The following is a 20,528-nucleotide window of genomic DNA, read 5'->3' on the forward strand; positions in this document are numbered from 1 at the left end:
ACGCTGGACCCGTGCGACGCGTGATCGTGGTGGGCGGTGGGATCAGCGGCCTGACCGCGGCTCGCGACCTGGCCGAGTCGGGCCACGAGGTGCTCCTGCTGGAGGCGACCGACCGGGTCGGCGGCAAGCTCCGCAGGGGCGAGGTCGCCGGGGTCTCGGTGGACGTCGGCGCGGAGGCGATGGTCAACCGGCGTCCGGAAGGCGTCGGCCTCGCGCAGGCGCTCGGCCTCGAGGTGGCCCACCCGACCGCCGCGACCTCCCGGGTCTGGACCCGCGGCGCCCTGCGCCCGCTCCCGCGCACGCTGATGGGCGCTCCGCTCGACCTCGACCAGCTCGAGGCCTCGGGCATCCTCTCCCCCGAGGGCGCCGCGCGTGCGCACGCGCAGCGGCTCCCGCAGGTCGAGGGCGACGTGTCCGTGGGTGACCTCGTCGCACAGAGGTACGGCGACGAGGTGGTCGACCGCCTCGTCGAACCCCTGCTGGGCGGTGTCTACGCGGGTCACGCCCGGGCGATCTCGGCGCGCGCCGCCGTACCGCAGCTCGTCGAGCTGCTGCTGCGGCACGAGGTCGTCCTCCCCGCAGGCCCGACCACCGCCGAGTCGCCGGTGTTCGCCGGCGTCCCCGGCGGCATGTGGCGCCTCGTCGACGCGCTGGGGTCGGCTCTTGCCGCGACGGGCCGGTTCGGCCCTCGGACCGGCACGGTGGTGCGGGAGGTCCGTCGTACCGCCGACGGCTTCGCGGTCGTCACCGACGCCGGTGTGGAAGCGGCCGACGGCGTCGTGCTCGCGACGCCCGCAGCGCCCACGGCGAGGCTCCTGGCCGACCTCGCTCCGGCGGCCGCCGCCGAGCTTCGCGCCATCGACTACGCCTCGTCGGCCCTGGTGACGCTCGCCTTCGAGGCCACCGCCGACGTCCGGGCGTCGATCGACGTCGGCGCGTCGGGCTTCCTCGTGCCGCCGGTCGACGGTCGCGCGATCAAGGCGGCCACCTTCTCCTTCGCGAAGTGGGACTGGGTGCGCGCCGCCGGCGGCGACCTCCTCGTCCTCCGCACCTCCCTCGGCCGATTCGGGGAGGAGCAGACCCTGCAGGTCCCCGACGACGAGCTCGTCCGCGCCTCCCTCGCCGACCTCGCCGAGGCGACCGGGCTCACCGCCCGCCCGGTCGACGCGGTCGTGCAGCGCTGGGGCGGTGGCCTCCCGCAGTACGCCGTCGGGCACCTCGACCGCGTCGCCCGGATCCGTGCGGACGTCGCCACGGTCCCCGGCCTGGCCGTCTGCGGTGCGGCCTACGACGGCGTCGGGATCGCGGCCTGCATCGGCTCCGGCCACGCCGCCGCCCGCGTCGCGTCGTTGCCAGAGTGACCCAGAGGTCACTCTCACAACGACGACCCCCGTGTCCCGCGAGGTGTGCCCTCCTGTCCCTGGGGGCCGGGACACTGGGACCGGCAACCTCGGGTCATCGCAACCACGAACCCCCCGAGAGGACACCGCGATGACCACCCACGTCACCACGCACAACCCCGTCCGTGCGGACCTTCCCGTCCCTGACCGCGCCCCCGCGACCGCCCCGGCCGACCGCCGCTGGGCGTTCGCCGGCATCGGCGCCGGCCTCGCCGGCATCGGCACGATCGTGACCTCGTCATCGATCAACGGCGTCTACGACAAGGACCTGGTCGGCCACCCGGACCAGATCGCCGACAAGATCGCCGACCAGGCGCCGTACATGTTCGCCTTCCACTCGATCACGATGCTCGGCGCGCTCCTCATGGTCGTCTTCGCGGCCGGTCTCTTCGGGCGCCTCAAGGCCGCCGTCGGCGTGACCACCTCGACCGTGGTCGCCCTCGCGGGTCTCCTCGGCACGGCCGTCGTGTCGGTCATGGGAGCCGGTCTCGACACCGAGTTCATGATGTCGCTGAGCTTCGACCGCGACTCCGTGGACGACTACAACGTCGCCCACTACAACCACTGGATCGGCACGATCCCGTGGCTGTGGGTCCTCGCCGGGCTGGCTGGCCTCGCGCTCTTCGCGATCGCCAAGCAGGGCGGCGTGCCGCGCTGGATCGGTCGCGTCGGCCTCGTGCTCGGCGGCCTCACCGCGTTGTTCGGCGTCTCGCCGCTGGAGTACATCTCCGGGATGTTCGGCGCCCTCCTCGTGCTCGTCGTCGCGATCGGCTTCGCCTTCGGCGACCGCGCCTTCCGCGGCAACCGGTGATCGCAGAAACCAACCCGGGCGGCCCGGCCGCGCACCACAATGACCCGGTGCCGGACCGGCTGCCCGACCGTCGGACCCCGACCGCCCGCGTGGCGGTCGGGGTCCTCGTCGTGCTCGGCGCGGTCATCCTCGGGCTGGCGGTCCGGCTCGACGTCGGCGCCGACCCCGACGGCGCAGGGGCCACGCTGGCGGCGGGCTGGGGGTCGACGTACTGCCTGCTCGGCGCGGTGCTCGCCGTGCTCGCGGCGGTGATCCTCGTCCACCGGCCCGACCAGGGCTTCGGCTGGGGAATGGCGTGGCTGGGGCTGTTCTGGTCGGTGGACGGCCTGAGCCAGTCCTACGTCCGCTTCGCGATCAGCAGCGACGACGCGCTCGACGGCAGCAACCTCGCGCTGTGGTTCCTCAACCGGGTCGGTGCCTACCTGCCGCTCAGCCTGGCGCTCCTGCTGCTGCTCTTCCCGGACGGTCGGTTCCTGCCCGGCCGCGGCCGGGTCGTCGGCTGGACCACCACGCTGACGATGGCGGTGGCGGCGACCATCGTCGTGATCTCGCCCGCCCACGGTCTGCCCGACGTGCGGCTGCCGGCCGAGATCGACCTCGACGCCGGATCGGTGCCGATCCCCGACGCGGTCATCGCGGTCGCCAACCCGATCTGCCTGTTCGTCTCGGTCGCCGGTCTGCTCGTCTCGATGATCGCGGTGGTCGTGCGCTACCGCCGGTCGCAGGGGCTCGAGCGCGACCGGATGCGTTGGCTGGCCTGGAGCGTGATCGCGATGGCCCTGGTGCTCGTCGTGTCGGCGGGCCTGGAGGTCGACCACCTCAACGACGCCGCGCTCTTCGCCGTCATGGCGCTGCCTGCTGCGGCGATGACGATCGGGATCGTCCGGCCCGGCCTGGTCGCGATCGACGACCTGCTCGTGCGCACCCTCGTGTGGACCGTGCTCGCGGCGACCATCCTCGCCGCCGACGTCGCGGTGATCGCCGTGCTCGACGCGCTCCTCGGCGACGCGATGCAGCGCCGCCAGGTGGTGCTCGTCGTGCTGCTGCTGTCGGTCGTGCTCTACGCGCCGCTGCGGCTCCGGCTGCTGCGCGTGGTCCAGCGGCTGCTCGTCGGCCGGCGCCAGGAGCGGTACGACGCCGTGGCCGGTCTGGCCTCCACGCTCGAGACCACCGACGAAGGCCCCGAACAGCTCGCCGCTGTGGCGCAGGCGGTGGCGAGCGCGTTCGGTGTCGCGTACGTCGGCGTGGAGGTCGACCGGGGCGGGGGCGAGAAGCTCCTGGCGACCTACGGCGAGCGGCCCGCCGCCGTACGCCTCCTGCCGATCAGCTACCGCGAGGCGGAGGTCGGGCGGCTCGTGCTGCCTGCGCGCGGGCTGCGGAGCCGCCTGAGCGCGCGCGACGAGCGCCTCCTCGGCGACCTCGTGCGGCAGGCGGCCACCGCCGCCCGCACGAGCCGGCTGGTGGAGGAGGTCCAGGAGAGCCGCGAGCGGCTCGTGACGGCGCGGGAGGAGGAGCGGCGCCGGATCCGGCGCGACCTGCACGACGGCCTCGGTCCCGCGCTGAGCGGGGTGGTGTTCCAGCTCGACGCGACCCGGATGCGCGTCGGGTCCGACCCGTCGGCCGCGCAGCAGGAGCTCGCCACGATCAGCGAGCAGGTGCAGACGATCGTCGCCGACGTACGCCGGCTGGTGCACGACCTCCGCCCGCCCGCCCTCGACGACAGGGGACTGGTCGGGGCGCTGCGCCAGCAGGCCGACCGGCTGGAGCTGCCGCTCGACGTGCAGGCGCCCGACCTCGACGGCCTGCTGCCGGCCGCTGTCGAGGTCGCCGCCTACCGGATCGTCGGCGAGGCGCTCACCAATGTGGCCCGCCACGCGCGCGCCCGTCGGGCGTGCCTTCGGCTGGAGCTCGTCGACGACACCCTCCACCTGGAGCTCGCCGACGACGGCGTCGGCATCGACGCGGAGCGCCAGGCGGGCGTCGGCCTCGTCGGGTTGCGCGAGCGTGCCGCCGAGCTCGGCGGCACGGCCGAGGTCACGTGTCCACCCACCGGCGGCACCGTCGTGCGCGCTCGGCTGCCCCTGAGGAGTGCCTCGTGACCGACATCCGTGTGCTGGTCGTCGACGACCACCAGATCGTGCGCGACGGGCTGACGGCCCTGCTCGGCGCGCTGGACGGGGTCGACGTCGTCGGTGCGGCCGCCGACGGTCGCGAGGCGATCCACCTGGTGGGGGAGACCGCGCCCGACGTGGTGGTGATGGACATCCAGATGCCCCTCCTCGACGGCATCGAGGCGACCCGGTTCCTCGTCGGGCGGGATCCGGCGCTCCGGGTCCTCATGCTCACGATGAACGAGGACGACGACACGATCCTCAGCGCGATCCGGGCCGGTGCGTGCGGCTACCTGCTGAAGGGCGCCGGCGCCGCCGAGGTGCACAACGCGATCCGCACGGCCGCCGGGGGCGGCATGGTGTTCGGTGCCTCGATGACGGCGCAGGTGGCGGCGCTGCTGGCGACCGGGACGTCCCGCGAGGCGGCCGACGAGCCGTTCCCGGACCTCACCGAGCGTGAGCGCTCCGTGCTGCGGATGGTGGCGAGCGGCCGCTCCAACGACGACATCGCCGGCGAGCTCTACGTCTCCAACAAGACGGTGCGCAACACGGTCTCGGCGATCTACGCCAAGCTCGGCGTCTCCGGCCGTGCGGACGCCATCGTCATGGCGCGCGAGGCCGGCTACGGACGGGGCGCCGGGGCGCCTCGCACCTCGTCCGGCGGCGGAGCGACAATGGAGGCATGAGCGACCCGCAGGCGGAGATCAAGTCCAACGCCGCCAAGATCAACGAGCTCAACGACACGATCCGCTTCACCATGTGGTCGGTCTTCAGGCTCGAGCGTCCGATCGGCGACGACGACGTGCAGCGCAAGGCCGAGGGCGAGGAGGTCGAGACGTTGCTCGCCGAGCTTGCCGCCGACGACGTCGTCGTGCGCGGTGTGTACGACGTCGCCGGCCTCCGTGCCGACGCGGACCTGATGGTGTGGTGGCACGCGCGGACGAGCGAGCAGCTGCAGGCGGCATACCACCGGTTGCGGCGCACGGCGTTCGGCTCCCGCCTCGCACCGGTGTGGTCCCAGATGGCGCTGCACCGTCCGGCGGAGTTCAACCGCAGCCACCTGCCGGCCTTCCTGGCCGACGAGCGGGCGCACGCCTACGTCGCGGTCTACCCGTTCATCCGCTCCTACGAGTGGTACCTCCTCGAGGACGCCGAGCGCCGTCGCCTGCTCGCCGAGCACGGCCAGATGGCGCGCGACTACCCCGACGTGCGCGCCAACACGGTGCCGTCCTTCGCGCTGGGCGACTACGAGTGGATCCTCGCGTTCGAGGCCGACGACCTCACGCGCATCGTCGACCTGATGCGCCACCTGCGCGGGTCGGAGACGCGTCGCCACGTGCGCGAGGAGGTGCCGTTCTACACCGGCGCCCGCGTCGACATCGGCGACCTCCTGGCGCGCCTGCCCTGACCTACACCGGGTCTGATTGTTTGGAAAGTCTAGCGACTTAGTGCACTATTGGGGGATGACCCAGCTCTCCGTCCTCCCCCTGCTCGAAGTGGTGCGTGACCACGCCGCCGACCGCGACCTCCTCGAGCTGATGGACCCGCGGCCCACCGAGCGCACCTGGGCCCGGCTGCTCCGCACCGAGGACTACGAGCTCTGGCTGATCGCGTGGCCCGCCGGCGCCGCGACCGACTGGCACGACCACGGCTCCTCCTCCGGCGCGTTCACCGTGCTCCGCGGCGCGCTCACCGAGCACACCTTCGACGGTGGTCTCCAGCTGGTCCGCCACGAGGTCGGGGACGGCAAGGCGTTCGGTGCGGGCTACGCCCACGACGTACGCAACGACTCCGACCGCCCTGCGCTGTCGCTGCACGCCTACTCGCCGCGCCTCTCGACGATGACCCGCTTCCGCTTCCGGGGCGACCGGCTGGAGGTGCTCGGTGTCGAGCGCGCGGGGGAGGAGTGGTGACGGTGGCACTCGCTAACGTCGTCGCCATGCACCCCGCGCGGCAGTACGACGGCGTGGACGCCCTGCTGGCCGACGCCCGCTCCCGCCTCCGGCGGGTCACCCCGCGCGAGGCGTTCGCTGCGATCACGTCGCGCGACGCCGTGCTCGTGGACATCCGTCCGGCCGCCCAGCGCGCTCTCGAGGGCGAGGTCGCGGCGTGGCTGCCGGTGCTCCTGGTCGAGCGCAACGTGCTGGAGTGGCGCTTCGACCCGCGCAGCGACGCGCGGCTCCCCGGGACGTCCTACGACCTGCCGGTGATCGTGCTCTGCCAGGAGGGCTACACGTCCTCGCTGGCAGCCGACGCGCTTCAGAGCCTCGGGCTGCACGGGGCGACCGACGTGGTCGGCGGGTTCGCCGCGTGGCGGGCCGCAGGGCTGCCGCTCGCAGGTGTCGCGGCGTGAGTCGGTGGGTAGCCTCGGAGCATGACCTACAACGTGGAGAAGACCGACGAGGAGTGGCGCTCGGAGCTCTCTCCTGACGAGTACGCCGTGCTGCGCAAGGCGGGCACCGAGCGCGCCTTCACCGGCGAGTACACCGACACCGAGACCACCGGCGTCTACCGCTGCAAGGCCTGCCAGGCCAAGCTCTTCGAGTCCGACACGAAGTTCCACTCCGGGTGCGGCTGGCCGAGCTTCTACCAGCCCATCAGCGAGACGATCGAGTACATCGAGGACAAGACGCACGGCATGGTCCGCACGGAGGTGCGGTGCGCCAACTGCGGCTCCCACCTCGGCCACGTCTTCCCCGACGGCTACGGCACGCCCACGGGCGACCGCTACTGCATCAACTCGATCAGCCTGACGTTGGAGCCCAAGGACGAGGCCTGACCGACGTCGCCGAACCCGGGACGGCGGGGGCCGTCCGGACCTACCGTTGCGAGATGGTGAAGTCGTCCGTACGCGCCCGGATCGCCGGCACGATCGCCCTGGCCGCGGCGAGCGCGCTGCTGCCGGCGGCGCCGGCCTCGGGGACCCCCGTCGACGGTGAGGTCAGCGCGGGTGCGTACGCCCTCGGCGGCGGCGCCTGCGAGGTCCAGACCGCGAGCGACGGCAAGGTGACGTCGACCTTCCAGCCCGGCGACGGCGGCCGGACCGCCACGTCGACCGCCGACTTCCTGGCGCGCGACGGCGGCGACCGCGAGAGCGTGCACGGCCACAGCGAGACCAGCTCGACAGGCGTCGCGGTGGCCCGCGACGGCGCTCTCGGCAAGGTCACCTTCACCGCCCAGCAGCAGGTGACGATGACCGACGACCGGGCCTCCGACTGCGGCTTGCGCATCGTGGACGACACCCAGGCGGAGGCGCTGGTCCGGGTCAGGCGACGTGGCCGGCTGCGCATCGCGTGGGAGTCCGGCGGTGCGGGCGTGATCGAGCAGATCCTCGTCTCGCGCAACGGCACGTTGAAGTTCAACGACTTCCTCCCGGGCGAGCAGGGCACCGCCAGCATCCGGGTGGGGCGGGGACGGTTCCGGATCTACACGCACTTCTCCACGCGGGTCGGCGAGGACGAGGTGGCGACCCACGACACGGTGACCCGGAAGGGGGACTACTCCACCGTCGTGACCTTCCGGCGCTGAAGTAGAGGGTCAACCCCGAGGCGCAGGGCAGCGAACCGACCTACTGTGTGCAGATGACCCCCAGCACCTCGGCCCGCCGCGCTGCGGCCGCGTTCGCCCTCGTCACCGCCGGCGCCCTCCTGCTGCCCGCCGCCCCCGCCTCGGCCGCACCGCCCGTCGACGGCGACCTCGGCGCCTTCGCCTACGGCAAGACCAACGTGTCGGGCTGCACCGCGCACCCCGGGCCCACCAACGAGCAGAAGACGTTCTCGTCGACGAGCGGCAAGCGCACGGCCTCGGTCGCGCGCAGCTTCCGCGGCGAGAACAGCGGGACCGTCAGCGCGCGCGGGCGCGTCGAGAACTCGACCTCCGGTGTCGCCGATGCCGACAACGGGGCTTTCGACACGGCCACCTTCACCGCGACGCACCTGGTCCGGGTCAACGACACCAACCCCGGCCTCGACTGCCACCTCGGGGCCCTTGCCGACTCCCAGTCGAGTGCGGTGCTGAAGGTGAACCACAACGGCAGGGTGAGGATCGAGTGGGACCGGGGGAGTGCGGGCCAGATCGAGCAGATCTTCGTCTCCCGCAACGGCCACACGATCGTCGACAAGATGCGCCCTTCGGCGCACGGCAGCACCGGCTTCGACGTGCACTCCGGCACCTACGACGTCTTCGTCCAGTTCCTGACCCGGGTCAACGAGACCGACCTCCCCGCCGGGACGTCACTGACCAAGCACGCCCACTTCAAGGTCGCCTTCGACTACCACCACTAGGCGGTCGGCGCCGACGGCTAGGGTCGGCGCCATGGCGAAGTCGGTGACGGCGGAGGTGCAGGCGGGCGACCGGGCGGTGCGCATCTCGAGCGCCGACCGGGTGATCTACGAGGCCACCGAACGCACGCCCGAGGTGACCAAGCTGATGGTCGCCGAGTACGTCGTCAGCGTGGCCGACGGCCTGATGCGGGCCCTGCGCGAGCGACCCACCGCGTTGGAGCGGTGGCCGAGCGGCGTCCGGGAGGGCTTCAAGCTCGCCACCGGGCCCACCGACAAGGATGCCGAGGCGTTCTACCAGAAGCGCGTGCCCAAGGGGGCCCCCGACTACCTGGAGTCCGTCGGCATCACCTTCCCGTCCGGCCGCACGGCCGACGAGATCTGCCCGACCGAGATCGCGGTGCCGGTCTGGTGCGCGCAGATGGGCGCTCTGACCTTCCACCCGTGGCCGGTGCGCCGCAGCGACGTGGACCACCCCGACGAGCTGCGCATCGACCTCGACCCGCAGCCCGGCACCACCTTCGCCGACGCGGTTCGCGTGGCGGGTGTCGCGCGGGAGGTGCTCGAGGAGCTCGGCATCCGCGGTTACCCGAAGACCTCGGGCAACCGCGGCATCCACATCTACGTCCGCATCGAGCCGCGCTGGACCTTCGAGGACGTCCGTCACGCCGCGATCGGCTTCGGGCGGGAGCTGGAGCGGCGCGATCCGGGCGTGACGACCGCGTGGTGGAAGGAGGAGCGCGGGGAGCGCATCTTCGTGGACTTCAACCAGAACAACCGCGACCGCACCATCGCGTCGGCGTACTCCCTCCGGCCGATCCCGGGTGCGCCTGTCTCCACCCCGATGACCTGGGAGGAGCTGGCCGGCGTGACGGACCCGCGCGACTACAACCTCTTCACGGTCCCCGACCGGGTGGAGGACGGCGACCCGTGGGCAACGATCGACGACGAGCACTTCTCGCTCGAGCCGTTGCTCCGGCTCTGGGAGGAGCTGCCGGGCGGCGAGCTCAACTTCCCGCCCGACTATCCCAAGATGCCGGGAGAGCCGCCCCGGGTGCAGCCGAGCAAGAAGGTCGCCGAGCACTGGGACGAGGACGGCAACCGGGTCGACGATCGATGAGCGAGGACCAGCGCATGGCCCGCAACGTGGAGGAGCCGCCGAAGTCGGGGCCGGCCGGTGCGGCCCGTTGGGCCGCCTACCTCGACTGGATCCGCTCGGAGATCAGTGCCGCGGTGCTCGCCCTGACCGCGGAGGAGCAGCGCGCCTCGATGGTGCCGTCGGGCTGGACGCCGGTCGAGCTGCTCAGCCACGTCCTCCACATGGAGCAGCGGTGGTTCGTCTGGGGGTTCCTCGGCGAGAGGGTCGCCGACCCGTGGGGCGACTGGGACGTCGACGAGCCGTGGGACGAGACCGTCGACGGCCGCTGGCAGGTGCCCGCCGACGTCACCGCGGAGCAGCTGGCCGAGCGGCTGGAGCAGATCGGCGCGCGCACCCGGGAGGTGCTGACGTCGTACTCCCTCGAGACGCTCTCCTCGCCTGGTGGCCGGTTCGCCGACGACCCGCCGAGCCTGGAGTGGATCTGCTTCCACGTGCTGGCGGAGTACGCCCGGCACGCGGGTCACCTCGACATCGTGGTCGAGCTCAGACCCCGCTGATCCCCTCGCCGCCACCGGCCTGCTCGTCGAAGTTCTCGTGCTCGAGCAGGTGCAGCACCGGCACGCCGAGCTTGCGGCGGGCGCGGGAGGTCCAGTCGACGTGGAAGAACTCCGCGACGACGTGCGGGCGGGTCAGCACGATCGCCTCGCGGCCGTCGACCTCGGCGACCTTGCTCGCGAGGGCGTCGATCGGCGGGTCGGCCAGCACCGTCGCGCTGCCGACCACGGCGCCCGCGGCACGGAGCTCGTCGCACGTCGCGGCAAGGTCCTGGTCGGCCTGGTCCTGCTGCTCCTCGCGCAGCGACGCCAGCTCCTCGGGGCTCGGGGTCATGGGCGGCGCCAGCAGGTCGGCCCCTCCGATCGCGCCCAGGGACGCCTCGACGGCTGCAGCGGCATCGACCAGGGGCATCAGCACGTGGTAGACGACCGGGGCATCGAAGTCGGCGTGCAGGGAGCGCACCTGCGCTGCGTCCGCGGCCGTGAGCGGCTGCTCGACCAGAAGGACGACGTCATACGACTCGGGCCCAGCCGACACAGGTTCCATGCCCCGATCTTATGCACCCAGGACGTCGGAGAGGTCGTAGGAGACGGGCTGCTCGAGCTGCTCGTAGCCGCAGGACTCAGGGTCGCGGTCGTCGCGCCACCGCTTGAAGTGGGCGGTGTGGCGGAAACGGCGGCCCTCCATGGCGTCGTACTTCACCTCGACGACGCGCTCGGGCCGCAACGGCGTGAAGGAGAGGTCCTTGCCGGCGCTCCACCGGCTCTGCGTGCCGGGCTGGCGACCGGGGTTGGCGACGAGGAACTCCTGCCAACGCCCCCACGGGTGCTCCTCGATGGGTACGACGAGCGCCTGCAACTCCTGCCACAGCTCGGCGCGTCGCTTCTCGGTGAAGCTGGCGCTCACGCCGACGTGCTGGAGCTCGCCGTCGTCGTAGAGGCCGAGGAGCAGGCTGCCGAGCAGGGGTCGCTCGGGGGTGCTGGTCTTGTGCGGTCGCATGCCGGCGACGACCACGTCGGCGGTGCGCTCGTGCTTGATCTTGAGCATGGTGCGCGCGTTGGGCTGGTAGGTCGCGCCGAGCGGTTTCGCCACCACCCCGTCGAGCCCGGCTCCCTCGAACTGGTGGAACCACTCCTCGGCCACCGCCGGGTCGGTGCTGGTGCGGGTGAGGTGGCAGGGGCCGTCGGCCGGCAGGTCGGCCAGTGCCTCGACCAGCGCCGCGCGTCGCTCGGAGAACGGCCGATCCATCCACGACTCGTCGCCCAGCGCGAGCAGGTCGAAGGCGACGAAGCTCGCCGGGGTCTGCTCGGCGAGCAGGTTGATGCGGCTCGCGGCGGGGTGGATCCGCTCCTGGAGCACCTCGAACTGCAGCCGGTCGCGGCCGTCGGTGGGCAGCGCGACGAAGATCTCGCCGTCGAGCACGCACCGCGCGGGGAGCTGCTCGCGCGCGGCGACCACGAGCTCGGGGAAGTAGCGGGTCAGCGGCTTGGTGTTGCGGCTCGCGAGCTCGACCTCGTCGCCGTCCTTGAACACCAGGCAGCGGAAGCCGTCCCACTTGGGCTCGAAGCTGAGGCCGCCGTACTTCTCCGGGTCGGGCACCCCGGACACGGCCTTCGCGAGCATCGGCTGGACGGGAGGCATCACGGGGAGGTCCACGAAACGTGAGACTAGTCGGAGGCGACCAGCTCATCGGGGCGCTCCGGGAGCACCGTGGCGATGTAGTCGGCGGCGGACTCGAAGATGTCGACCTCGTGCCCGGCGCGCTCGGACAGGAACCAGCGGTGCACCAGCACCTCGTGGAAGAACTCGGGGGGCTCCAGCTTGCCGCGCTGGTCGGCGGGCAGCATCCGGACGAGGGGCTCGTAGACGTTGACGAACCACCGGTTCGCGACGACCGCCCGGTCCTCGCGGCCGAGGTCGTGGTGGGCGGTGTAGGCCGCGAGGTCGTTGAGGAGGCGCCGCGCCTGGGCGTCCTCGACGCCGAGCCCGGTCAGCGCCTGGAGCTCGCGGCTGTGGTGGCCGGCCTCGACGACCTTCGGCTGGATGCGGACCACGTCGCCGCCGAGGTCGGTGACGATGTCGAGCTCGTCGACGTCGAAGCCGAGGTCGTTGAGCCGCTCGATGCGCTGCTCGATGCGCCACATCTCCGCGCTGCCGAACTCCTCCTCGGCGGTGAGCTCGCGCCACAGCGCGTCGTAGCGCTCGGCCAGGAGGTCGACGATCTCGTGCGCGCGGACGTCGGGATCCAGCTCCTCGCCGGCCTGCAGGTCGAAGAGCTCGGCGAAGACGTTCTCCCCGGCGACGGTGAGGTCGTGCTCGCGCATCCGGGCGGAGAGCGTCGGCTGGAGCTCCCCGGTCTCGGCGTCGACCAGGTAGGCGGCGAAGCCCCCGGCGCTGCGGCGGAAGAGGACGTTGGACAACGACACGTCGCCCCAGTAGAAGTCGGCGAGGTGCAGTCGCACGAGCAGCACGACGAGGGCGTCGACCAGCTCCGGCAGGTTGTCCGCACCGAGCCCGTGCCGGAACAGGCTGCGGTAGGGGAGGGAGAACTGGAGGTGCTCGGTGAGCAGCGCAGCCGGCAGCGGCTCGCCGTCGGGTCCGGTGCGACCGGTCACGACGCCGCGCGGCTCGACCGTCGGCAGGTCCATCCGGCGCAGGTCGCGCAGCAGCCGGTACTCCCGCAGCGCGATGTCCGGCTCGGTCTCCTTGACCGCGAGCGTCTGCCGGCCGGCGCGCACGATCCGGACCACGTGGCGGGAGAGGCCGCGGGGGAGCGGTACGACGAGGTCCTCGGGCCATTCCTCCAGGGGAGTCGACCACGGGAGCGTCAGCAGGGCCGCCTTGTCTGCCGGCCCGGCCCGGCTGGCGACGACGTGCAGCGCCATGACCTGACCGTACGCCGTCGCGCCCGATTAGTCCTCCTGGCCTGCGCCAGCCACTTCGCCACCGAGGTGAGGGTCGGGGCCGACGACGTCACGTCGGCCGCCTGATCGACACATCACGGCTCCAGCAGCACCGCGCCCTTGCCTCCGCGCTCGCCCGCCACGTCGTCGGGATTGGAGAGCCAGCAGCTCTTCATGCTCAGGCAGCCGCAGCCGATGCACCCGTCGAGGCGCGCGCGCAGCAGCTCGATCCGCCGGATCTGCTGGTCGAGGCGTGGGCGCCAGTCCTTGCTGATCCGGTGCCAGTCCGACTTCGTCGGCGTCCGGTTGTCCGGCAGGGTGGCCAGCGCGTCGGAGACCTCCTCGAGCGACAACCCGACCGCCTGCGCGGCCCGGATGAAGGCCACCCGCCGCAGCGTCGACTGCTCGTAGCGGCGCTGGTTGCCCGTCGTACGCGTCGAGTGGACCAAGCCCTTCTCCTCGTAGAAGCGGATCGCGCTCGTCGCCACGCCCGCCCGCTCCGCGAGCTGCCCGATCGTCAGCGTCATGTGGTGATCGTGCCGTGCGCGGTCGCACAGTTCAAGCGAGGTTGAAGAACCGGATCGTTGGAGTCGTGTGCCTGAGAGCCCGCGATGGGACGTTCTCGGGCACACGACTGCGGTCACGAGGGGAGCCGCGTGTCGGATTTGAACCGACGCCCCTTCGCTTACAAGGCGAACGCTCTGGCCAACTGAGCTAACGCGGCAGGCGCCTTCCGGCGTCCGCGTCATCGTAGTCAGCGCAGGCGTCGAGCACCGAACCGAGCAGGGGGATCGGCGATGGCGTCCTGGGACGCGATGATCTGCAGCTCGCGGGTGCCGGCGGCCAGGGTCGCCTCGAGTACGGCGAACACCGCGTTGGTCGTCCGCTCGAGGGCCGTCGCCGCCGAGCCCGTGTCCAGCAGGTGCGCGAGGTAGAGGGCGGCGGTGAGGTCGCCCCCGCCGTTCGGGCTGATCGGCAACAGGGGAGTGGTGACCGCCCACGCGCCCTCGTCGGAGACCGCGACGACGTCGATCTCGTCGGCGCTGCCGGAGGAGACGACGGAGGTGACCAGCACGTCGCGGGGGCCGGTCGTGCGAAGCGCGTCGGCGGCGTCGAGCACCTCGTCGACCGACGTCGTCGTGCGCCCCGTCAGGAAGTCCAGCTCGAAGTGGTTGGGCGTGACGATGTCGGCCTTCGGCACCACGGAGTCGCGCAGGAACTCCGGGATCCCGGGCCGCACGAAGACCCCGCGGCCGACGTCGCCGATAACCGGGTCGCAGCAGTAGACCGCGTCCGGGTTGAGCGACTTCACCTGCGCGACGGCATCCAGGATGACCGCGCCCATCGCCGGGTCGCCCTGGTAGCCGGAGAGCACCGCGTCCGCCGAGCCGAGGACGCCGCGATCCCCGATCCCGGCGATCACCTCGGCGACGTCGGCGGCGGCGAAGACCGGCCCGCGCCACGCGCCGTACCCGGTGTGGTTGCTGAACTGGACGGTCGCCACCGGCCACACGTCGTGGCCGAGGCGCTGCAGCGGGAAGACCGCGGCCGAGTTGCCGACGTGGCCGTAGGCGACGGAGGACTGGATCGACAGGATGCGCACCCCTCAGATCCAACCACCGCGGCGAATATGAAACCCTTTCGTAACAGAACTAGAACGCGTTACAGTTGCCCGACCGCAGCACGTCGAAGGGGACACTCATGGCCAAGCGCAGGGAGCAGCGCAGCAACGAAGCCGACTACGTCGTCGTCGGATCGGGGAGCTCGGGGTCGATCGTCGCCGCCCGCCTCGCGCAGTCGGGAGCGAGCGTCATCCTGCTCGAGGCCGGCAAGAGCGACGAGCAGATGCTCACGAAGATCCCCGGGATGATCGGCCCGATGCACGCCGAGCCGAAGCTCAAGAAGCTGAACGACTGGGGCTACTACTCGGTGCCGCAGGACGGGCTCGACGGCCGCAAGATGCCGACCCCGCGCGGCAAGGTCCTCGGTGGGTCGAGCTCGGTCAACGGCATGGTCTACGTGCGCGGCAACCGCGCCAACTACGACTCCTGGGCGGCGGAGGGCAACACCGGCTGGAGTGCCGACGAGGTCAACGAGGCGTTCAAGCGCTACGAGGACTTCGAGGACGGCGAGAACGACTACCGCGGCGCCGGCGGTCCGATCCGGATCACCCGCAACAAGACGCCGCAGGAGGCCACCGCCCAGTTCATCCAGGCGACCGCCGACACCCTCGGCGTGAAGGTCCTCGACGACTACAACGCCGCGGAGCAGGAGGGCATCGCGCGGATGCAGCAGAACGCCGCCGACGGCCTCCGCTACTCCTCGGCTCGCGGCTACATCCACCACCTGGCGCCGCAGACGCTCGAGGTGCAGACCCGGGTGCAGGCCACGCGCATCGTCATCGAGAACGGCCGTGCTGTCGGCGTCGAGGTCACCGACCTCGACAAGAAGACCGGTCTAATCGCGACCACGCGACGCATGATCCGCGCCGGCAAGGAGGTCATCGTCTCCGCCGGGTTCGTCGGCAGCCCGCAGCTGCTGATGCTGTCCGGCATCGGTCACGCCGACCACCTGAGCAGCGTCGGCATCGACACCGTCGCGGACCTGCCGGTCGGCGACAATCTGCACGACCACATGTTCCACGCGCTGACCTTCCACGTGCCGGGTGTCGGTCACCGGGGCACGCCGTTCTACTTCGGCAAGGGCCTGCTCAAGGAGAAGACGCGCGGCGGCTCGTTCCTCGCCAACTCCGTCTTCGAGTCGGTCGGCTTCGTCCGCACCTCGCTGGCCGGCGACGGCCCGCCCGACCTCCAGCTCCACATGCTGCCGTGGTCCTACCCGACCCCCAACCAGGACGCACCCGTCCGGCACGAGGTCGACCCGCGCCCCAGCATCACCCTGCTCGCGACGCTGATCTACCCCCGCAGCCGCGGGACGCTGCGGCTCGCAGGGTCCGACCCGCTCGCCGCGCCGCTCATCGACTGCGGCTACCTCCGCGAGCCCGACGACGTCACGGTCCTCGCCGAGGGGTCCGAGATGGTGCGGGAGATCATGGCCGCGGCCGCGTTCGGCGGCGGTGTCAAGGAGGAGATCCACCCGGGGACCGACGTCACCGGGCTCTCGCTGCGCGAGGCGCTCAAGCAGCGCGCGACCTCCGTCTACCACGGTGTCGGCACCTGCCGGATGGGCGTGGACGAGCGCGCGGTCGTCGGCCCGGACCTCAGGGTCCGCGGCATCGACGGCCTGCGGGTGGCCGACGCCTCGATCATGCCGTCGATCACCGGCGGCAACACGAACGCGCCGTGCTACATGATCGGCGAGAAGGCAGCCGAGATCATCCTCGGCGGTCAGTGATGGGTACGCCGACACGCCCCGCCGGTCTCACCGACGCGTTCCTGGAGGCGCTCGTCGCCAGGGTGCCCGGGTCGTCCGGTGCGACGTGGAAGCTCACCGAGGTCTACACCGGAGAGCTGCTCGTCGAGCTGCCGCAGTCGACGCCGGAGGACATCGAGCAGGCGTTCGCCGAGGCGCGGAAGGCCCAGGCGCTGTGGGCGCAGTGGCCGGTGAAGAAGCGGCTCGAGGTCTTCGACCGGGCACACACCCTGCTGCTCGACAACGCGCTGACCACGACCGACCTGATCCAGGCGGAGAGCGGCAAGAACCGGCGGATGGCGGTCGAGGAGACCTGCGACCCGCCGATGATCATCAGCCACTACCTGAAGCGCGCGGCCAAGCTGCTCGCCCCGAAGAAGCGCGGCGGCCCGATCCCGTTCCTCTCCTCCTCGACGGAGGTGCACGTCCCGAAGGGCGTGATCGGGATCATCGCGCCGTGGAACTTCCCGTTCGCCACCGGCCTCTCCGACGCCATCCCGGCACTGATGGCCGGCAACGCGGTGGTCGTGAAGCCGGACAACAAGACCGCGCTGAGCCCGCTCTACGGCATCAGCCTCCTCGAGGAGGCGGGTCTCCCCAAGGGCCTCTTCCAGGTCGTCTGCGGCGAGGGGCCCGACGTGGGCCCGACCCTCATCGACAACGCGGACTACGTGATGTTCACGGGATCGACGGCGACGGGCCGCGTGATCGGCGAGCGCGCCGGGCGCAACCTGATCGGCTGCTGCCTCGAGCTCGGCGGCAAGAACCCGATGATCGTGCTCGACGACGTCGACGTCGACGAGTGGGTGGAGAGCGCCACCTTCGGCGTGTTCGGCAACACCGGCCAGATCTGCATGCACATCGAGCGGATCTACCTGCCCGACGGGCGCTACGACGAGCTGAAGGACGCGTTCGTACGACGCGCCGCCAACCTCGAGATCGGCGCGGCCTACGACTTCGGCCCCGAGATCGGGAGCCTGGTCTCGCCCGACCACCGCGACCGCGTCGCCGCGCACGTCGACGACGCCGTCGCCAAGGGAGCGACCGTGCTGACCGGCGGCAAGGCCCGCTCCGACATCGGTCCGGCGTTCTTCGAGCCGACGGTGCTCGAGGGCGTCACCAAGGACATGCTGGCCGGGCGGACGGAGACCTTCGGCCCCGTCGTCGGTCTCTACCGCTACCGCACGGTCGACGAGGCGATCGCACTGGCCAACGACACCGACTACGGCCTCAACGCCTCGGTCTGGAGCGGCGACATCGCACGCGCCGAGGCGGTCGCGGCGCGCATCGACTCGGGCAACGTCAACATCAACGACGCCCTCGCCACGGCGTACGCCTCCAAGGGCACGCCCTCGGGAGGAGTCAAGAGCAGCGGCGTCGGGGCGCGCCACGGCGACCAGGGACTGCTCAAGTACACCGACGTGAAGAACGTCGCGGTCCTCAAGAAACAGGTCTTGGGTGCCCGCCCGGGCCAGGACTACGATGCCTACGTCAAGCAGATGCTCCAGTCCCTGAAGCTGATGCGACGACTCCGCGTGCGCTGACGCCCCCCGAGCCGCACGCGGAGCACCCGCTCCGGGGCTGGGCTTCACCTTCCTCGGGGCGGGTGCCAGGGCCGCGTGCGTGACGCGGGTCAGGCCTCGATGGCCTGGGTCTCCCTGGTGGGTGCGGTCCCGGCGATCTCCACCTTGCGCGGCTTGGCCTTCTCCGCGACCGGCACGACGAGCCGCAGCACGCCGTTGTCGTAGCCGGCCTCGACGTGGTCGAGATCGAGGTTGTCACCGAGCACGAGCTGGCGGCTGAACTGGCCGTGGGTCCGCTCGGAGGCGAGCCGCTGCCAGTCGCCGTTGCCGGCCACGCGCTCGGCCCGGATCGTCAGCACGTTGCGCTCGACGTCGATGTCGATGCTCTCGCGCGCGACCCCAGGCAGGTCGAACTCGACGACGAACCGGTCGCCCTCGCGCCAGGCGTCCATCGGCATGACGGCGGGTCGGTTGGTCGTGCCCATGCCGCTGCCGAGCAGCTGGGCCGTCAGGCGGTCGAGATCACGGAACGGGTCGGTGGTGCGCAGCAACATGGTGTCCTCCTTCGATGTCAGCGGGCGTCGCCCGCGGTTCGATACCTGTAATAGCAGTTATAGATTACCTGCTCCGCTACGATCAAGCCCGAGGAGGAGAATTGTCGGGCGATCACAGCAGGGGCGTCTACGCCATCTCGGTAGCGGCCGAGCTGGTCTCGATGCAGATCCAGAACCTCCGCGTCTACGAGCGGCGCGGACTCGTCGAGCCTGCACGCACAGCCGGCGGCTCCCGCCTCTACAGCCGCGACGACATCGAGCGGCTGCACCGCATCCGCGACCTGCTGGCCGACGGCCTCAACCTGGCGGGCATCGCGCGGGTCGTCGAGCTCGAGGCACAGGTGCGCCGGCTCGAGGAGGAGAACGCGGCGCTCAGGCGACCTGCAGCGAACGCTTCGACAGGCCCATCCAGAAGCCGTCGATGACCTGCGCGCCGGGCGTCCCGGGGTCGCTGGCCGCGCCGAGGGTGACGAAGAGCGGACTGTAGTGCTCCACCGTCGGGTGCGCGTAGGGCATGCCCGGCGCCTTGGAGAGGTACGACGCCAGCTCGTCGACGTCACCGCGAGCCAGGGCCTCGCCGGCCCATGCGTCGAAGTCGGAGGACCACTGCGGGACCTTCGCGTCGATGCGCCACTCGGTGAGGAACGGCAGGCCGTGGGTGAGGAAGCCCGACCCGATGATGAGCACGCCCTCGTCTCGGAGCGGGCGCAGCCGCTCGCCCAGCCGGAGCAGCCGCTCGGGGTCGTGGGTGGGCAGTGACATCTGCAGCACGGGGATGTCCGCCTCGGGGTACATGATCCGCAGCGGCACCCAGGCGCCGTGGTCGAGACCGCGCGAGGCGTGCTGGTGGACGGGCTCGGTGTGCGGCATCAGCTTCGCGATCCGCTCCGCGAAGGCGGTGGTGTCCGGCGTGCGGTAGGTCATCCGGTAGTACTTCGCGTCGAAGCCGCCGAAGTCGTAGACCAGCTCGGCTCCGCTCGCGCTGAGCGAGACCGGCGCCGACTCCCAGTGCGCGCTGACGATCAGGATCGCCTTGGGGCGAGGGAGGTCGCGGGCCCAGGAGGCGAGCTGCCCGGACCAGATCGGGTCGTCGAGCAGCGGCGGAGCGCCGTGCCCGATGTAGAGCGCGGGCATCCGGTCGGGGGCCTCGATTGCGGTCATGTCCACCTCAATAGTTGAGAGTTCAACTTTATTCCACGTCGGCGGGCAGGGACCAGTCGACCGGTCGTCCACCCTGCTCGACGAGCAGCGCGTTGACCTTGCTGAACGGCCGCGACCCGAAGAAGCCGCGGCTGGCCGACAGCGGCGAGGGGTGGGCGGACTCGACGGCGGGGATCGGCCCCAGGTGGGTCTTCAGCGTGCGGGCCGCGTTGCCCCAGAGTACGGCGGCGAGCGGGGCCCCGGCCTCTGCCCGCCGTACGAGCGCCTCGATCGCGCACGCCGTCACGTGCTCCCAGCCCTGTCCCTTGTGCGCGTCGGAGCGGCCGGGCTCGACGGTGAGCACCCGGTTGAGCAGCATGACGCCCTGTCCCGTCCAGGCCGTGAGGTCCCCGTGCGGCGGTGGCACGACGCCGACGTCGTCGGCGAGCTCGCGGTAGATGTTCGCCAGGCTGCGGGGGATCGGACGCACGTGGGCGTCGACCGCGAAGCAGAGACCGATCGGGTGGCCCGGCGTCGGGTAGGGGTCTTGCCCCACGACCAGCACGCGTACGTCGGCCAGCGGCTGCCGGAAGGCGCGGAAGACGTGTTCGCCGGCCGGCAGGTAGGAGCGGCCGGCCGCCAGCTCGGCGCGGAGGAACTCGCCCATCGCCGCGATCCGGTCGTCGACCGGCGCGAGCGCCTCGGCCCAGTCCGGAGCCATCAGTCCCTTGTCGACCAGTCCCGCGAGTGCGCCCACGGCGCCATTGTGCCCGCGTCCTA

At 71.6% G+C, this 20,528-nt stretch carries 23 protein-coding genes and 1 tRNA gene; 15 read left to right on the top strand and 9 right to left on the bottom strand.

Features of this window, described 5'->3' with window-relative positions; all coding sequences use genetic code 11:
- Window positions 1-11 precede the first annotated feature (11 nt).
- From ACAX67_RS05700 to ACAX67_RS05755, 12 genes are all read left to right on the top strand, one after another.
- Complete coding sequence (locus ACAX67_RS05700) at window positions 12-1,361, top strand: protoporphyrinogen/coproporphyrinogen oxidase (RefSeq protein ID WP_370702845.1); 1,350 nt, start codon at window positions 12-14, stop codon at window positions 1,359-1,361.
- A 130-nt stretch (window positions 1,362-1,491) separates the two neighbouring features.
- A complete protein-coding gene (locus tag ACAX67_RS05705; RefSeq protein ID WP_370702846.1) occupies window positions 1,492-2,211 on the top strand; it encodes a hypothetical protein in 720 nt (239 codons plus the stop codon).
- A 47-nt stretch (window positions 2,212-2,258) separates the two neighbouring features.
- Window positions 2,259-4,310: a sensor histidine kinase gene (locus tag ACAX67_RS05710; RefSeq protein WP_370702847.1), complete on the top strand. Its 2,052-nt coding sequence runs from the start codon at window positions 2,259-2,261 to the stop codon at window positions 4,308-4,310.
- A complete protein-coding gene (locus ACAX67_RS05715) occupies window positions 4,307-5,008 on the top strand; it encodes a response regulator transcription factor (RefSeq protein ID WP_370702848.1) in 702 nt (233 codons plus the stop codon). Before ACAX67_RS05710 ends, ACAX67_RS05715 begins: the two co-directional genes overlap by 4 nt.
- The gene (gene hemQ, locus ACAX67_RS05720) at window positions 5,005-5,730 is read left to right on the top strand and encodes a hydrogen peroxide-dependent heme synthase (RefSeq protein WP_370702849.1); all 726 of its coding nucleotides are present in this window, start codon (window positions 5,005-5,007) and stop codon (window positions 5,728-5,730) included. Before ACAX67_RS05715 ends, hemQ begins: the two co-directional genes overlap by 4 nt.
- A gap of 55 nt (window positions 5,731-5,785) precedes the next feature.
- Entirely contained in the window at window positions 5,786-6,235 is a 450-nt protein-coding gene (locus ACAX67_RS05725) for a cysteine dioxygenase (RefSeq protein WP_370702850.1), read from the top strand.
- A gap of 2 nt (window positions 6,236-6,237) precedes the next feature.
- Window positions 6,238-6,675 (top strand): rhodanese-like domain-containing protein, encoded by a 438-nt coding sequence (locus tag ACAX67_RS05730; protein ID WP_370702851.1) that lies wholly within the window; start codon window positions 6,238-6,240, stop codon window positions 6,673-6,675.
- Window positions 6,676-6,696: 21 nt separating this feature from the next.
- Complete coding sequence (gene msrB, locus ACAX67_RS05735) at window positions 6,697-7,101, top strand: peptide-methionine (R)-S-oxide reductase MsrB (protein WP_370702852.1); 405 nt, start codon at window positions 6,697-6,699, stop codon at window positions 7,099-7,101.
- A 53-nt stretch (window positions 7,102-7,154) separates the two neighbouring features.
- On the top strand, window positions 7,155-7,850 hold the full coding sequence (locus ACAX67_RS05740) for a hypothetical protein (protein ID WP_370702853.1): 696 nt from the start codon (window positions 7,155-7,157) through the stop codon (window positions 7,848-7,850).
- Between the two features lie 53 nt (window positions 7,851-7,903).
- The gene (locus ACAX67_RS05745; RefSeq protein WP_370702854.1) at window positions 7,904-8,605 is read left to right on the top strand and encodes a hypothetical protein; all 702 of its coding nucleotides are present in this window, start codon (window positions 7,904-7,906) and stop codon (window positions 8,603-8,605) included.
- Window positions 8,606-8,636: 31 nt separating this feature from the next.
- Window positions 8,637-9,722 (top strand): DNA polymerase domain-containing protein, encoded by a 1,086-nt coding sequence (locus ACAX67_RS05750; protein ID WP_370702855.1) that lies wholly within the window; start codon window positions 8,637-8,639, stop codon window positions 9,720-9,722.
- Entirely contained in the window at window positions 9,719-10,258 is a 540-nt protein-coding gene (locus ACAX67_RS05755) for a mycothiol transferase (protein ID WP_370702856.1), read from the top strand. Before ACAX67_RS05750 ends, ACAX67_RS05755 begins: the two co-directional genes overlap by 4 nt.
- On the opposite strand, the gene ACAX67_RS05760 is transcribed toward ACAX67_RS05755, so the two are convergent.
- The 6 genes from ACAX67_RS05760 to pdxY all read right to left on the bottom strand — a co-directional run bounded on the left by ACAX67_RS05760 (window position 10,245) and on the right by pdxY (window position 14,762).
- A complete protein-coding gene (locus ACAX67_RS05760; RefSeq protein WP_370702857.1) occupies window positions 10,245-10,802 on the bottom strand; it encodes a hypothetical protein in 558 nt (185 codons plus the stop codon). The genes ACAX67_RS05755 and ACAX67_RS05760 overlap by 14 nt on opposite strands.
- 9 nt (window positions 10,803-10,811) lie before the next feature.
- Window positions 10,812-11,912: an ATP-dependent DNA ligase gene (locus ACAX67_RS05765; RefSeq protein WP_370702858.1), complete on the bottom strand. Its 1,101-nt coding sequence runs from the start codon at window positions 11,910-11,912 to the stop codon at window positions 10,812-10,814.
- An 11-nt stretch (window positions 11,913-11,923) separates the two neighbouring features.
- Window positions 11,924-13,141 carry a DUF4032 domain-containing protein gene (locus tag ACAX67_RS05770; RefSeq protein ID WP_370702859.1) on the bottom strand — a complete coding sequence of 406 codons (1,218 nt, stop codon included), beginning with the start codon at window positions 13,139-13,141 and terminating at the stop codon, window positions 11,924-11,926.
- A 113-nt stretch (window positions 13,142-13,254) separates the two neighbouring features.
- Window positions 13,255-13,686, bottom strand: coding sequence for a redox-sensitive transcriptional activator SoxR (soxR, locus tag ACAX67_RS05775; protein ID WP_370702860.1), 432 nt, complete (start codon window positions 13,684-13,686; stop codon window positions 13,255-13,257).
- 123 nt (window positions 13,687-13,809) lie between these two features.
- Window positions 13,810-13,883, bottom strand: a tRNA-Thr gene (locus ACAX67_RS05780).
- A 30-nt stretch (window positions 13,884-13,913) separates the two neighbouring features.
- Window positions 13,914-14,762, bottom strand: a complete 849-nt coding sequence (gene pdxY, locus ACAX67_RS05785; protein ID WP_370702861.1) for a pyridoxal kinase PdxY — start codon at window positions 14,760-14,762, stop codon at window positions 13,914-13,916.
- A 98-nt stretch (window positions 14,763-14,860) separates the two neighbouring features.
- On the opposite strand from pdxY, the gene ACAX67_RS05790 reads away from it, so the two are divergent.
- Together ACAX67_RS05790 and ACAX67_RS05795 are read left to right on the top strand one after the other, a co-directional pair.
- Window positions 14,861-16,513 carry a GMC family oxidoreductase gene (locus tag ACAX67_RS05790; protein ID WP_370702862.1) on the top strand — a complete coding sequence of 551 codons (1,653 nt, stop codon included), beginning with the start codon at window positions 14,861-14,863 and terminating at the stop codon, window positions 16,511-16,513.
- Window positions 16,513-18,075 (top strand): succinic semialdehyde dehydrogenase, encoded by a 1,563-nt coding sequence (locus tag ACAX67_RS05795; protein WP_370702863.1) that lies wholly within the window; start codon window positions 16,513-16,515, stop codon window positions 18,073-18,075. The genes ACAX67_RS05790 and ACAX67_RS05795 overlap by 1 nt, the downstream gene beginning before the upstream one ends.
- 89 nt (window positions 18,076-18,164) lie before the next feature.
- Here the strand turns inward: ACAX67_RS05795 and ACAX67_RS05800 are convergent, their stop codons facing one another.
- On the bottom strand, window positions 18,165-18,608 hold the full coding sequence (locus ACAX67_RS05800) for an Hsp20/alpha crystallin family protein (protein ID WP_370702864.1): 444 nt from the start codon (window positions 18,606-18,608) through the stop codon (window positions 18,165-18,167).
- A gap of 101 nt (window positions 18,609-18,709) precedes the next feature.
- Between ACAX67_RS05800 and ACAX67_RS05805 the strand changes: the two genes are divergently transcribed.
- Window positions 18,710-19,033, top strand: coding sequence for a MerR family transcriptional regulator (locus ACAX67_RS05805; protein WP_370702865.1), 324 nt, complete (start codon window positions 18,710-18,712; stop codon window positions 19,031-19,033).
- Here the strand turns inward: ACAX67_RS05805 and ACAX67_RS05810 are convergent.
- Window positions 18,981-19,769, bottom strand: a complete 789-nt coding sequence (locus ACAX67_RS05810) for a dioxygenase family protein (protein WP_370702866.1) — start codon at window positions 19,767-19,769, stop codon at window positions 18,981-18,983. The two genes, ACAX67_RS05805 and ACAX67_RS05810, sit on opposite strands and share 53 nt — an antisense overlap.
- A 28-nt stretch (window positions 19,770-19,797) precedes the next feature.
- Window positions 19,798-20,505, bottom strand: coding sequence for a uracil-DNA glycosylase (locus ACAX67_RS05815; RefSeq protein ID WP_370702867.1), 708 nt, complete (start codon window positions 20,503-20,505; stop codon window positions 19,798-19,800).
- Window positions 20,506-20,528 lie beyond the last annotated feature (23 nt).

It is taken from the genome of Nocardioides candidus, from assembly GCF_041321175.1.
In the GTDB taxonomy this organism is placed as follows: Bacteria; Actinomycetota; Actinomycetes; order Propionibacteriales; family Nocardioidaceae; genus Nocardioides.

Excerpts from the sequence above, each read along its gene's own strand:
- ACAX67_RS05705 (WP_370702846.1), top strand. The coding sequence starts at position 1,492 with ATGACCACCCACGTCACCACGCACAACCCCGTCCGTGCGGACCTTCCC.
- hemQ (WP_370702849.1), top strand. The coding sequence starts at position 5,005 with ATGAGCGACCCGCAGGCGGAGATCAAGTCCAACGCCGCCAAGATCAAC.
- ACAX67_RS05725 (WP_370702850.1), top strand. The coding sequence starts at position 5,786 with ATGACCCAGCTCTCCGTCCTCCCCCTGCTCGAAGTGGTGCGTGACCAC.
- msrB (WP_370702852.1), top strand. The coding sequence starts at position 6,697 with ATGACCTACAACGTGGAGAAGACCGACGAGGAGTGGCGCTCGGAGCTC.
- ACAX67_RS05740 (WP_370702853.1), top strand. The coding sequence starts at position 7,155 with ATGGTGAAGTCGTCCGTACGCGCCCGGATCGCCGGCACGATCGCCCTG.
- ACAX67_RS05745 (WP_370702854.1), top strand. The coding sequence starts at position 7,904 with ATGACCCCCAGCACCTCGGCCCGCCGCGCTGCGGCCGCGTTCGCCCTC.
- ACAX67_RS05750 (WP_370702855.1), top strand. The coding sequence starts at position 8,637 with ATGGCGAAGTCGGTGACGGCGGAGGTGCAGGCGGGCGACCGGGCGGTG.
- ACAX67_RS05755 (WP_370702856.1), top strand. The coding sequence starts at position 9,719 with ATGAGCGAGGACCAGCGCATGGCCCGCAACGTGGAGGAGCCGCCGAAG.
- ACAX67_RS05760 (WP_370702857.1), bottom strand. The coding sequence starts at position 10,802 with ATGGAACCTGTGTCGGCTGGGCCCGAGTCGTATGACGTCGTCCTTCTG.
- ACAX67_RS05770 (WP_370702859.1), bottom strand. The coding sequence starts at position 13,141 with ATGGCGCTGCACGTCGTCGCCAGCCGGGCCGGGCCGGCAGACAAGGCG.
- soxR (WP_370702860.1), bottom strand. The coding sequence starts at position 13,686 with ATGACGCTGACGATCGGGCAGCTCGCGGAGCGGGCGGGCGTGGCGACG.
- ACAX67_RS05790 (WP_370702862.1), top strand. The coding sequence starts at position 14,861 with ATGGCCAAGCGCAGGGAGCAGCGCAGCAACGAAGCCGACTACGTCGTC.
- ACAX67_RS05795 (WP_370702863.1), top strand. The coding sequence starts at position 16,513 with ATGGGTACGCCGACACGCCCCGCCGGTCTCACCGACGCGTTCCTGGAG.
- ACAX67_RS05800 (WP_370702864.1), bottom strand. The coding sequence starts at position 18,608 with ATGTTGCTGCGCACCACCGACCCGTTCCGTGATCTCGACCGCCTGACG.
- ACAX67_RS05810 (WP_370702866.1), bottom strand. The coding sequence starts at position 19,769 with ATGACCGCAATCGAGGCCCCCGACCGGATGCCCGCGCTCTACATCGGG.